Origin of the sequence: Bradyrhizobium sp. LB14.3 (genome assembly GCF_040547985.1) — a bacterium.
Taxonomy (GTDB): Bacteria; Pseudomonadota; Alphaproteobacteria; order Rhizobiales; family Xanthobacteraceae; genus Bradyrhizobium.
In genome coordinates, this window is record NZ_JBEPQT010000027.1 from 37,448 (window position 1) to 50,289 (window position 12,842).

9 protein-coding genes are annotated in these 12,842 nt (G+C 64.4%); 5 read left to right on the forward strand and 4 right to left on the reverse strand.

Annotated elements, in window-relative coordinates; genetic code table 11:
* Positions 1–19: 19 nt before the first annotated feature.
* The gene (locus ABIB00_RS32125) at positions 20–2,035 is read right to left on the reverse strand and encodes an acetyl-CoA carboxylase biotin carboxylase subunit (RefSeq protein ID WP_354107117.1); all 2,016 of its coding nucleotides are present in this window, start codon (positions 2,033–2,035) and stop codon (positions 20–22) included.
* A gap of 173 nt (positions 2,036–2,208) precedes the next feature.
* Positions 2,209–3,333, reverse strand: a complete 1,125-nt coding sequence (locus tag ABIB00_RS32130; protein WP_354107118.1) for a zinc-binding metallopeptidase family protein — start codon at positions 3,331–3,333, stop codon at positions 2,209–2,211.
* Between the two features lie 214 nt (positions 3,334–3,547).
* On the opposite strand from ABIB00_RS32130, the gene ABIB00_RS32135 reads away from it, so the two are divergent.
* The gene (locus ABIB00_RS32135; RefSeq protein ID WP_354107119.1) at positions 3,548–6,025 is read left to right on the forward strand and encodes a PAS domain-containing hybrid sensor histidine kinase/response regulator; all 2,478 of its coding nucleotides are present in this window, start codon (positions 3,548–3,550) and stop codon (positions 6,023–6,025) included.
* A 105-nt stretch (positions 6,026–6,130) separates the two neighbouring features.
* Positions 6,131–7,381 carry an arsenic transporter gene (locus ABIB00_RS32140; protein WP_354107149.1) on the forward strand — a complete coding sequence of 417 codons (1,251 nt, stop codon included), beginning with the start codon at positions 6,131–6,133 and terminating at the stop codon, positions 7,379–7,381.
* 93 nt (positions 7,382–7,474) lie between these two features.
* On the opposite strand, the gene ABIB00_RS32145 is transcribed toward ABIB00_RS32140, so the two are convergent.
* Positions 7,475–8,839, reverse strand: a complete 1,365-nt coding sequence (locus ABIB00_RS32145; RefSeq protein WP_354107120.1) for an MFS transporter — start codon at positions 8,837–8,839, stop codon at positions 7,475–7,477.
* Positions 8,840–8,858: 19 nt separating this feature from the next.
* Positions 8,859–9,623, reverse strand: coding sequence for a GntR family transcriptional regulator (locus ABIB00_RS32150; protein ID WP_354107121.1), 765 nt, complete (start codon positions 9,621–9,623; stop codon positions 8,859–8,861).
* 181 nt (positions 9,624–9,804) lie between these two features.
* On the opposite strand from ABIB00_RS32150, the gene ABIB00_RS32155 reads away from it, so the two are divergent.
* The 3 genes from ABIB00_RS32155 to ABIB00_RS32165 are packed head-to-tail and all read left to right on the forward strand — an operon-like array spanning position 9,805 to position 12,840.
* On the forward strand, positions 9,805–11,004 hold the full coding sequence (locus tag ABIB00_RS32155) for a mandelate racemase/muconate lactonizing enzyme family protein (protein ID WP_354107122.1): 1,200 nt from the start codon (positions 9,805–9,807) through the stop codon (positions 11,002–11,004).
* Positions 11,005–11,015: 11 nt separating this feature from the next.
* The gene (locus ABIB00_RS32160) at positions 11,016–11,783 is read left to right on the forward strand and encodes an SDR family oxidoreductase (protein WP_354107123.1); all 768 of its coding nucleotides are present in this window, start codon (positions 11,016–11,018) and stop codon (positions 11,781–11,783) included.
* A gap of 25 nt (positions 11,784–11,808) precedes the next feature.
* Positions 11,809–12,840: an L-idonate 5-dehydrogenase gene (locus ABIB00_RS32165; protein ID WP_354107124.1), complete on the forward strand. Its 1,032-nt coding sequence runs from the start codon at positions 11,809–11,811 to the stop codon at positions 12,838–12,840.
* Positions 12,841–12,842: the final 2 nt, after the last annotated feature.

The following is a 12,842-nucleotide window of genomic DNA, read 5'->3' on the forward strand; positions in this document are numbered from 1 at the left end:
AATGTTGTGCTCTGGAGCCCTACGCAAATTCCAAAATCAGCGCGTCCACGGCGAGCGTCGCGCCGGCGCTGGCGTGGATCTTCTTCACGGTGCCGTCCTGCTCGGCGCGGAGCACGTTCTGCATCTTCATGGCTTCGACCACCGCGAGCGTCTCGCCGGCCTTGACCTCCTGCCCTTCGGTCACCGCGATCGAGACCACGAGGCCAGGCATCGGACAGAGCAGCTTCTTGCCGGTGTCGGCAGCCGTGGTCACCGGCATCAGCCGCGCCGAGGCTGCTTCCGCTTCGGTCCAGACATAGACCGGCACCTCGACGCCCTGATGCGCGAGGCGGATACCGTTCGCGACCGGGCGCACCTGCACCGCGACGAAGTGGCCGTCGATGGTGCCCTGCCAGACCGGATCGCCCGGCTTCCACGGCGACTGCAACAGATGTGAATTGCCGGCCTTGCCGTCGGCATCGACGAAGCGCACCGCGACCGCCTCGCCTTCGCGCGCGACCTCCAGCATTATCTCCTGGCGGTCGAGCCAGACCGCACGGCGACGCTCGCGCTGCACGATGCGGCCGCCCATCTGGCCCGAGATCTGCCGCTTGCGCTCGCCGAGCACGTGATCGATGGCGGCGCCGACCGCGGCAATGCGACGCGCGACCTCGCCTTCCGGCATGCGCACAGCAAAGCCCTTGGGGAACTCCTCGGCGATGAAGCCGGTCGAGAGCCGGCCCTCGCGCCAGCGCGGATGATGCATCAGCGCCGACAGGAACGGGATGTTGTGACGGATACCGTCGACATAGAACGAATCCAGCGCGGTAGCCTGCGCCTCGATCGCGGCCGCGCGCGACGGCGCGTGGGTGACGAGCTTGGCGATCATCGGATCGTAGTGAATCGAGATCTCGCCGCCCTCCTGCACGCCGGTGTCGTTGCGCACGGTGATGCCGTCCTGGCTCACTTCTGCCGGCGGACGGTATTTCACCAGGCGCCCTATCGAGGGCAGGAAGTTGCGGAACGGGTCTTCGGCGTAAAGACGTGACTCCACGGCCCAGCCGGTGAGCGTGACCTCCTTCTGCGTGATGGCGAGCTTCTCGCCGGCGGCGACGCGGAGCATCTGCTCGACGAGATCGACGCCGGTGACGAGCTCGGTGACGGGATGCTCGACCTGGAGGCGTGTGTTCATCTCAAGGAAGTAGAAGCTCTTGTCCTGGCCCGCGACGAATTCGACGGTGCCGGCAGAGTCGTAGTTCACGGCCTTGGCAAGTGCGACCGCCTGCTCGCCCATCTTGCGGCGGGTGGCTTCGTCGAGCAGCGGCGACGGCGCTTCCTCGATGACCTTCTGGTTGCGGCGCTGGATCGAGCATTCGCGCTCGCCGAGATAAATCACGTTGCCGTGCTTGTCGCCCAGCAGCTGGATCTCGATGTGGCGGGGATCGACGATGAACTTCTCGATGAAGACGCGGTCGTCGCCGAACGAGGCCTTCGCCTCGGCCTTGGCGAGGTTGTAACCCTCTGCGACCTCGGAGATCGAATGCGCGATGCGCATGCCCTTGCCGCCGCCGCCGGCGGAGGCCTTGATCATCACGGGATAACCGATCTCGTCGGCGATCTTGACCGCGTGCTTGTCGTCCTCGATGACGCCGAGATAGCCGGGCACGGTCGAGACATTTGCCTTCGCGGCCGCCTTCTTGGATTCGATCTTGTCGCCCATCGCCGCGATCGCGCCCGGGTTGGGGCCGATGAAGACGATGCCGGCCGCCTCCAGCGCGCGCGGAAACGCCTCGCGCTCGGACAGAAAGCCGTAACCGGGATGCACGGCCTCGGCGCCCGTCTTGCGGCAGGCCTCCACGATCTTCTCGATCACCAGATAGCTCTCGGCCGCAGCCGGCGGGCCGATCAGCACGGCCTCGTCGGCCATCTCGACATGGAGGGCGTCGCGGTCGGCCTCGGAATAGACCGCGACCGTCTGAATTCCCATGCGGCGAGCGGTCTTGATGATCCGGCAGGCGATTTCGCCGCGATTGGCGATCAGAATGCGTTTGAACATGCTTTTCTTGAATCTCGACCTTGGGCGGGACCCTTCCCTGGCCGTTGGAGCCTATCGGGATGGGCCGTGTGGCTCCCGTGGTACATCAAAATCGGCCGGAGGCAACGGTCTAAATCCGGCCTCTCTGGCGTACCAGCGCAAGACCGAAACAGGCCTGGCAAGCCCCGGACGGCCTACGGCTTTCCGGCCTTGGCTTTGTCCTTGGCCACGTTCCGGACCAGGCTGTGGATGAAGCCGAGTTTGGCGACCACCGCAGGCGAGAGGATGAAGGGATAGAGGTCGCGCACGCCCATGGCGCGGTTGACGCTGTTCATGGCGAAGGTGAAGGGCAGCCATGCGTTGACGATCGCCTCGACGTCCCTCGCCTCATAGGGGTTGAAACGGATGCGCGTCGTCAACTCCCCGTCGCGATCGACCTTGGGACGCACCTCCATACCGAACTCGCCAGCCATCTCCAGGCTGTCGACGATGTGCAGATAGTGCGCCCAGGTCTCGGCGAAATCCTCCCAGGGATGCGTGGTCGCATAGGCCGAGACGTAGGTCTGCTGCCAGTCCGATGGGGCGCCCTCTGCATAGTGGCGCTGCAAGGCCTGGCCGTAATCGACGGAATCTTCGCCGAACACGGCGCGGCATTCGTCGAGCTTGCCGCCGTCGCGCACCAGCACGTCCCAGAAATAGTGCCCGACCTCGTGGCGGAAATGCCCAAGCAGCGTCCGGTAGGGCTCGCCCATCTCGAGCCTGCGCCGCTCGCGCTCGATGTCGTCAGTCTCGGTCAGCGCGATCGTGATCAGGCCGTTGTCATGGCCGGTCAGGATCTTCTCCCCGCTGTTTGGATCGTCGGCGAGGAAGTTGAAGATTAGGCCGTGCTCGGGATTGTCCTGCCGGGTCTGGAGCGGCAGCTTCCAGCGGATCAGGGAATAGAACAGTCGGTGTTTCGCCACCTCCAGCTCGCGCCAGCCTGCGAGTTGCACCTGATCCGACAGGTCCGGCACGATGCCGTTGTGGCGGCAGGCGCGGCAATAGCCGGTGGTATCACCTGCATCCGTCAGCCAGTTACAGGAATCGTACTCGGCATTGCTGCACAGCATGCGGCTTTCGCCCTTGTTGGCCAGCGTACTCCAAGTCCCACCTTGAGAAGTCCCACCTTGAGAAGTCCCACCTTGAGCCTCCCCGTCGGGTTCGATCGCCGACATCGTCTCCTTCTCCGGCAGGAACGCGACGCGATGGCCGCAGCGTTCACAGGCGCGGTTCTCGAAATAGAGGACGTTGTCGCAGGCCTGGCAGACAAAGAGCTTCAAGCTTTAGCCTCTTCGGAAAGGGAGTTTTGGGAATGACAGTTGTGGCGCCTCGCAGATACGCGCCCGCAGGCTCATCGTTCCAATGTTCGGAACAAATAGCCAGACGTGGCGTTCATTCATACCCGCTGCACTGCATTCGGTGGCGCCTTTCCTTTCATATTCCCTTTTGAGCAATGGCCATCACGCTTGGTCTGTGTGAATATCGGTCCGGCACGTGCGCTCACGCATCACAACGGCCAACGCCTTGAACGATCCTTTGCCCGAGACCATTGCCGCCGAAAGGCTGCGCCAGCACCTGGAAGATGTCGCGCGCGAGCGCGACAATGCCTATCGCGCGCTCCAGGAGCGCGAGGCGGAGCTCGCGCGCATCCAGCGCATCGGCAAGGTCGGCGGTCTCGAGGTCGACTTCCGCGAAGGCTTCAAGAACCGCCGTTCGCCGGAATATCTGCTGCTCCACGGCCTGCCGGCGGAAGCCGCCGACGAGTCACACGAGGAATGGGTCAATCGCATTCATCCCGACGACCGGGACGCCGCGGTGAAGCACTTCCTCGATACGCTGGCCGGCACCAGCGAGGACTACACCGCCGAATACCGCATCATCCGTCCCAGCGACCGCGCGACCCGTTGGATCCGCGTCGTCGCCAAGTTCGAGCGCGACCGGGACGGTCGCGCGATCCGCCTCGTAGGCGCCCATATCGACGTCACCGCCCAGGCGCTCGCGCGTGAGACGCTGCGCGAGAGCGAGGAGCGCTTCCGGCTGATCGCCGACAGCGCGCCGGTGCCGATCTGGGTCACAAAACTCGACCGCACACGGTCGTTCGCCAACCAGGCCTATGTCGATTTCGTCGGCCTGCCCTACGACCAGGCGATTGCCTTCGACTGGCGCAAGGTGCTGCATCCCGACGACCTGCCGCACGTGCTGCAGCAATCGGTCCAGGGCGAAACCTCGCTAAAACCATTCGTGCTGGAAGCGCGCTACAAGGATTCATCGGGTGAATGGCGCTGGCTGCGCTCGGAGTCGCAACCGCGCTGGGACCCGACCGGCAAGCATATCGGCTTCATCGGCGTCGCCCACGACATCACCGCCGCCAAGCGAGCCGAGATCGAGCTGCGGCAGCTCAACGAGACGCTCGAAGAGCGCATCGCCGAGCGGACCGCCGAGCTCGAATCCAACGAGGCGCGACTGCGCGCGATCCTGGAGACCAGCAACCAGTATCAGGGGCTGGTCAATCTCAAGGGCGAATTGCTCTATGCCAACAACACCGTCCTCGATGGCATCAAGGCGCGCTCCGCGGACGTGATCGGCAAGCCGTTGTGGGAGACGCCCTGGTTTACCGGCACCCACGGCATGAGCGCGATTGTGCGCGAGGCCTTCGATACCGTGCTCAAAGGCGAAGCTGTGCGGCTGGAGATGCGCCTGCGCCTTCCCATCGGCGAGCGCGATTTCGAGTTCGGCATGCGCCCGGTGCTCGACCGCCACGGCAACATCACCGGCGCGGTGCCCGAGGCTGTCGACATCACAGAGCGCCGCCGCGGCGAGGAAGCGCTGCGGCAGTCGCAGAAGATGGAGGCGATCGGCCAGCTCACCGGCGGCGTCGCGCACGACTTCAACAATCTGCTCACCATCATCCGCTCGGCCACCGATTTCCTGCGCCGCCGCGAACTGCCGGAGGAGCGCCGCCGCCGCTATGTCGACGCCATCTCCGACACCGTCGAGCGTGCCTCCAAGCTGACCGCACAGCTGCTGGCGTTTGCGCGCCGGCAACCGCTCAAACCGCAGATCTTCAACGTCGGAAGCCAGGTCGAGGGCGTCGCGCAACTGGTCCGGCCTCTGGTCGGTGGCCGCATCGAGATCGTGGTGGAGGTTCATGATGCCGACTGCTTCACAGTCGCCGACATCGCGCAATTCGAGACCGTGCTGATCAACCTCGCCATCAACGCCCGCGACGCCATGGACGGCGAGGGCCGCCTCACCATTGCCGTGCGCAAGGTTCTGGGCATCCCTCAGCTGCGCGCCCAATCAGCGCGCGGCGGCGACTATGTCGCGATCTCGGTCGCAGACACCGGCAGCGGCATCGCGCCGGAAAATATCGAGGCCATCTTCGAGCCGTTCTTCACCACCAAGGAAGTCGGCAAGGGCACCGGCCTCGGCCTGAGCCAGGCCTTCGGCTTCGCAAAGCAGTCCGAGGGCGACATCGCCGTCGCGAGCACGCATGGCAAGGGCACGACCTTCACCATCTATCTGCCGCAGGCGCAAAGCCCCGCGACAGACAAGGAAGCCGCGGCGCTGACCAATGAGACCGCGGCCACCGGGCGCGGTTATCGCGTGCTTGTGGTGGAAGACGATGACGAGGTCGGCCGCTTCTCCACCGAGCTACTGGAAGACCTCGGCTATGTCGTCCGCCGCGCCGCCAACGCCAATGCGGCGCTCGCCATCCTCGGCGAGAACGAGTTCGCCGTCGACCTCGTCTTCTCCGACGTCATCATGCCCGGCATGAACGGCGTCGAGCTCGCCGGCATGATCCGCGAGCGTTATCCGGGCCTGCCCGTCGTGCTCACCTCTGGCTACAGCAACGTGCTCGCCGAGAACGCCCATCGCGGTTTCGAGCTGATCCGGAAACCGTATTCGGTGGAATCGCTATCGCGCATTCTGCGCAAGGCGATCTCGGAGAAGCTGTCGGTGACGCGGTGAATAGCTTTGCACCGGCAGCGATGCTGGCGGCGAAGTTTTGAGGCTGGCGGATCTGTCCGAGGCGCGGTAGTCAGGGGACGGATTTTGGAGATCGACTTGCCAACCGTGCCGACTGACGCCATCTGGGCTTGGAGCATCATCGCAGCCGCGACCGCAGGCGTCATCATCCGGCCCTTTCGCCTGCCCGAGGCGATCTGGGCAGCGATCGGTGCTGGCACCCTGGTGCTGCTCGGCCTCCTGCCGTGGCGGGATGCGCTCACAGGAATCGAGAAAGGCATCGACGTCTACCTCTTCCTGCTCGGCATGATGCTGATCGCCGAGCTCGCCCGGCTCGAAGGACTGTTCGACTATCTGGCCGCTTTCGCGGTTGAACATGCACGCGGCTCGCCGCAGCGGCTGTTCTTGCTGATCTATCTCGTCGGCACATTCGTGACGGTGCTCCTGTCGAACGACGCCACCGCGATCGTCCTGACACCCGCCGTTTACGCCGCGACGCGCGCGGCGGGCGCCAAGCCGCTACCCTATCTCTTCGTCTGCGCCTTCATTGCCAATGCCGCGAGCTTCGTGCTGCCAATCTCCAATCCGGCCAACCTCGTGGTCTTCGGCAAGCACATGCCGCATCTCGGGACTTGGCTGCGCCAGTTTGCCCTGCCGTCGCTTGCTTCGATCGGTCTCACCTATGTCGCACTGCGCCTTGCGCTGCATCGCGAGCTCAAGAATGAATCGATCGAAATGCGGGTCCCTCACCCCAAGCTCGGCCGCGGCGGCCGATTGACCGCCTACGGCATCGGCGCCATCGGCATCGTGCTGATCTGGGCCTCTGCACTCGATCTGCAACTGGGTCTGCCAACATTCCTCTGCGGGAGCACGACGACGGCCGCCGTGCTGCTCATCAACCGCCAGTCGCCTCTCCCCGTGCTGAAGGGCGTTTCCTGGAGCGTGCTGCCGCTGGTCGGCGGCCTCTTCGTGATGGTCGAGGCGCTGGTGAAGACGGGCGTGATCGGGCAGCTCAGCGCGCTGCTGCACGAAGCGGTGGCGCAATCCGTGCCACAAGCCGCCTGGAGTGTCGGCGTCGCAACCGCAATCGCCACCAACATCGCCAACAATTTGCCGGTCGGCCTCGTTGCCGGCTCGGTCGCGGCAAGCGATCATCTGCCCGCACCGGTCGTCAGCGCCATCCTGATCGGCGTCGATCTCGGGCCCAATCTGTCGGTGACCGGCTCGCTCGCCACGATCCTTTGGCTGGTCGCACTCCGGCGCGAGAAGATCGAGGTCGGCGCCTGGCCGTTCCTCAAGCTCGGCATGCTGGTGACGCCGCCGGCCCTGATCGCGGCCTTGGCCGCCGCGATCATGTAACGAGCATGATCCGGAAAAGTGTGCAGCGGTTTTCCGACAAGATCATGCTTAAAGCAAAAGGCTGAAGCGCGATGAAATCATCGCGCTTTGCCGTCAGTAGTTCTCGTAGCCGTAGACTTCCGGCAGGATGAAGATTGCGGCGAGCAATCCGATCAGCGGGAAGATGGCGACGAACAGCGTGGCGCCGGCCTGCCCAATCGCCGCGAACAACGACGGGAACAGGAAGATCGCGAGGAACGACGGCAGCTTCACGAACATGTAGGCGAAGCCGCTGGCGGTGCCTCGATATTTCGGTTTCGCGACCATGGTCGGGATCGTCATGCAGTTCGACGCGTCCCAATAATGGCCCCACAACATGGCGGCGGCCGCGAACGGCAGCAGGATCGTGTTGTCGGTGTAGAGCGCGAAAGCGGCGACCAGCAGCGAAGCCAGTACGATCGAGAAGCCCGCGATCGCGATGCCGCGATGGCCGATCCTCGGCGTCAGTAGCGGCCCGACCCAGCCCGACACCGCGGCAAAGCAGAACAGCCCCATCGTCACGAGGTTGTTGCCGAGCACGCTCGACACGCCCACCATCACGAACAGCACCGGCAAATAGAAGGCGAAGGTCGAGAACTCGCTACCCTGGGCGAAACAGGCGATCCAGCCGTAGATCGTCGCGCGCCAGCGGATCGGATCCTTCTTGAGGTCCGCGATGAAGGCGCTGGTGCTGACCTTCGGCATCACCACGTCCTGGTCCGGCAGCATGGCAAGATCGTCATTGAACATCTCGCGCGCCACCTTCTTGGCCTCGCGGAAGCGCCCCTTCTGCACCAGCCACACCGCGGTCTCCGGCACGTCATGGCGCATGATCAGGATGATCAGCGCCGGCACCGCTCCGAGGCCCAGCGTCACGCGCCACAGCATCTCGTGCTGGATGTCGAGCAGCAGGAAGATCACGATGACGCCGATGGTGAGGACTTCACCGACGGCGAACATGAACTGCCAGCGATTGCCCATCACCTCGCGCTCACCCTTGGCCATGGATTCCATGATGTAGGTGTAGCCGGTCGAGATGTCGGAGCCGAGCGGAACGCCGAGCAGGAAGCGGATCACCACGAGCCAGCCGACGCTGGGCACGACGGCCTGTGCCAGCGCCAGCACGATGAACATCACCATCGTGATCAGGAACATCACGCGGCGTCCGATCTTGTCGGACAGCCAACCGCCGACCAGTGCGCCGAGCAGGGCGCCGCCCTGCGTGCCGGACGCAGCCAAGCCCAGCATCAGCGGATCGGGATTGTACTGCTCCTTGATGAAGATCAGCACGAAGGCGATCGAATAGAGATCCCACGCCTCGACCAGGATCGAGGCCATCATCAGCCAGCCGACCTTGTTGCCCTTGGGACTGTAGTTCGTGATGAGGTAACGGACCGCGGCTTCGCTCGCCGTCGGTTGTGGCATCGCCATCGTTGACATGTTTGGTCCTCCTGAACTTTTACGTGCCGAGCAGCGGCTCGATGCTGCAATCGAGCAGCCGCGGGTCGATCCCGGCTTCCATACCCGTGAACATCTCACCCATGTAGTCGATCAGCGCATCGCTCGCCTTCACGGCGTCCTCGACACGACGATTGGCAACCGCATTGAGAATAGCCAGATGATGATCGATTGTTCCTGACAGCTCCGCCTGCCCCGGCATGAAGCGGTGGTGGATGTAGCCGATGCGCCGATACAGCGTGTGCAACGGCCGCAGCGTATGCACCAGAAACGGCTCGCCGGCCGCGTCCAGGACCAGCGCGTCGATGCGGCGGTCGATGCTGTTGAACTCGTCAAGGGTCAGGCTGGCGCGGCGCTCGCGCAGCAGCCTATCGATGTGCAGCGCCTGATTGCGATGCGAGAGGCTGGCGCGATCGGCCGCAAGCCGGATCACGAAGCGCTCCATGTCGCGGCGCAAGGCCAGCAGCATGCGCTCGCGCGCCAGATCGATCGGCGCAATGTGCAGACCGTGGCGCGGGCGGATGATGATCAACGTATCGGCGGAGAGACGATTGACGGCGTGATGAACCGGCGTGCGGCCGAAGCCGGTGATGTGCTGCAATTCCAGCATCGTCATGAACTGGCCGGGCTTGAGCTCGCAATGGACGAGGAGCTCTTCGATCTTCTGATAGGCCATTTCGAAGAAGTTGAGGCGGTTGCGCCGGGAGGGCTTGCCCTCGCCGTCGTCGTTCCTCACCACCTTGAGCGTGCGCTTGCGCGTTGCCATGTCGTCCCTCCCCTCGGCCCGCGCAGTCGTTGAAGAGCGGTGCCTTGCTTGTGATATCCTTAAAACATGTTGTGATATATTACAACTGGGCGTAAGATTCCGTCCGTGCCCGCACCCTGCTCCGGTGCAGAATGACAACAAAACGGCGCTGCGCGCGCCCCGCGATGGGAGGAGTATTGCCGTGCAGATCACGTCGATCGAGACGCTGCGCACCGAGGAATTCTCCAACGTCATCTGGGTGCGCGTCCACACCGACACGGGCATGATCGGTCTCGGCGAAACCTTCTACGGCGCCGGCGCGGTCGAAGCGCAGATTCACGACACCTTTGCCGGCCGCCTGCTCGGCCGCAATCCGCTGCACATCGAGGCGATCCATCGCGACATGCTGAACCTGCCGATGGCACAGTCCTCGACCGGCGTCGAATATCGCGCGGCCTCGGCGATCGACATCGCGCTGTGGGATCTGTTCGGCAAGGTCTGCAATCAGCCGGTGCACCAGATGCTCGGCGGCCTCTGCCGCGACAAGCAGCGCATCTACAACACCTGCGCCGGCACCCAATATGTCCGCTCGACCAATATCAGCCCGGTCGCCAACTGGAATCTCGGTGCTTCCAAGAGTCCTTACGAGGATCTCGACGGCTTCATGCACCGCGCCGATGCGCTCGCGGAAAACCTGCTGGAGAGCGGCATCTCCGCCATGAAGATCTGGCCGTTCGATCCGGCGGCGCAAGAGAACAAGGGTCTCTACATCACCGCCGCACAGATGAAGCAGGCGATCGAGCCGTTCGAGAAGATCCGAAAAGCGGTCGGCGACAAGATGGAGATCATGGTCGAGCTCCATTCGCTCTGGAACCTGCCCACCGCCAAACAGATCGCGCGCGCTCTCGAGCCCTACAAGCCGACCTGGTACGAAGACCCGATCCGGATGAACTCGCCTCAGGCGCTGGCCGAATATGCCCGCTGCACCGACGTCTGGGTCTGCGCCAGCGAAACGCTGGGCTCGCGCTTCCCTTACAAGGACATGCTCGACCGCGACGCCATGCATGTGGTGATGGCGGATCTGTGCTGGACCGGCGGCCTCACCGAGGGCCGCAAGATCGCGGCGATGGCCGAGACTTATCACCGGCCCTTCGCACCGCACGACTGCATCGGCCCGATCGGCTTCATCGCCGCCATCCACATGTCGTTCAGCCAGCCCAACACGCTGATCCAGGAATCGGTGCGCGCCTTCTACAAGGGCTGGTACAATGAGCTCGTCACCACCATGCCCACGATCAAGGACGGTTTTGTCTATCCGATGGAAGGGCCCGGCCTCGGCGTCGACCTCCTGCCCGCCGTATTCGACCGCTCCGATCTGACCGTACGCCGTTCCAACGCCTAGGGATATTTGAGATGAGCACCGCCCTCTTCGACCTTTCCGGCCGCACCGCGCTCGTGACCGGTTCATCCCGCGGCCTCGGCCGCGCCATCGCCGAGGGCATGGCCAAGGCCGGCGCCAGGATCATCGTCAACGGCGTCGATCCCAGGCGGGTGGAGCGGGCCGTCGCCGAATTTCGCGCCGCCGGCCACCAGGCCGAAGGCGCCGCTTTCAATGTCACCGACGAGCCCGCAATCGTCGCAGCCTTCGACGGCTTCGACAGACAAGGCATTGCGATCGACATTGTCGTCAACAATGCCGGAATCCAGCACCGCAAGCCGCTGGTGGAGTTCACCACCGACGAGTGGCGCAAGGTGATCGAGACCAACCTCACCAGCGCCTTCGTGATCGGCCGCGAGGCGGCCAAGCGCATGATCCCGCGCAAGCACGGCAAGATCATCAATATCGGCTCGCTCGGCAGCGAGCTCGCGCGTCCGACGATCGCGCCCTACACCGCCGCCAAGGGCGGCATCAAGAATCTGACCCGATCGATGGCGGTGGAATGGGCCCAGCACGGCATCCAGGCCAATGCGATCGGCCCCGGCTACATGCTCACCGACATGAACGAGGCGCTGGTCAACAACACCGACTTCAATAGCTGGCTGATGGGCCGCGTCCCCTCGAAGCGCTGGGGCAGACCGGACGAGCTGGTGGGCGCCGCGATCTTCCTGGCGTCCGACGCCTCCACCTATGTCAACGGCCAGATCATCTATGTCGATGGCGGCATGATCGCCGCGATGTGATCGCGAAGAACCAAGGAACGAACCCATGCGCGCCGTCGTCATTCACGCACCGAAAGATTTGCGGATCGACCTCTATCCAGATGCAGCGCCTGGTCCGGGTGAAGTCCGCGTCAAGATCGCGAACGGCGGCATCTGCGGGTCCGATCTGCACTACTATCATCACGGCGGCTTTGGCGTCGTGCGCATCCAGCAACCGATGGCACTGGGGCACGAGATCGCCGGCGTGGTCGCCGATGTCGGTGACGGCGTCACCGGCGTAAAGGCCGGCACGCGCGTCGCGGTCAATCCGAGCAAGCCGTGCGGCCGGTGCCTGCATTGCCAGGAAGGCATGCGCAACCAGTGCCTCGACATGCGCTTCCTCGGCAGCGCGATGCGCTTTCCCCATGTGCAAGGCGGCTTTCGCGAGTTCGTCACGGTCGATGCGGCGCAGGCCGTGCCCATCGCGGACAAGCTGTCGCTGGCGGAAGCCGCGGTCGCCGAACCGCTCGCGGTGTGCCTGCATGCCGGCAAGCAGGCCGGCGCCCTGCTCGGCAAGCGCGTGCTGATCACCGGCTGCGGCCCGATCGGCGCGCTGATGATCCTGGTCTCGCGCTTCGGTGGCGCGGCCGAGATCGTGGTCACCGATGTCGCGGAGGCGCCGCTTGCGGTCGCCAGAAAGCTCGGTGCCACTCACGCCATCAATGTCGTGGCCGATGCCACGGCGCTTGATCCCTGGCGCACCGGCAAGGGTGTGTTCGACACGCTGTTCGAAGCCTCGGGCAACCAGGCCGCGCTGCGCACCGCGCTCGACGTGCTCAGGCCCGGCGCCACATTGGTGCAGCTCGGCCTCGGCGGCGAGATGACGCTGCCGATCAACTCCATCGTCGCCAAGGAATTGCAGTTGCGCGGCACCTTCCGCTTCGATCCCGAGTTCGAGCTTGCGGTGCGGCTGATGGGCGAAGGCCTGATCGACGTGAAACCGCTGATTACGGCGATGATGCCGTTCGAGAACGCGGTCGCGGCATTCGAGCTCGCCAGCGACCGCTCGCAGTCGATGAAGGTGCAGCTGACCTTCTGAAG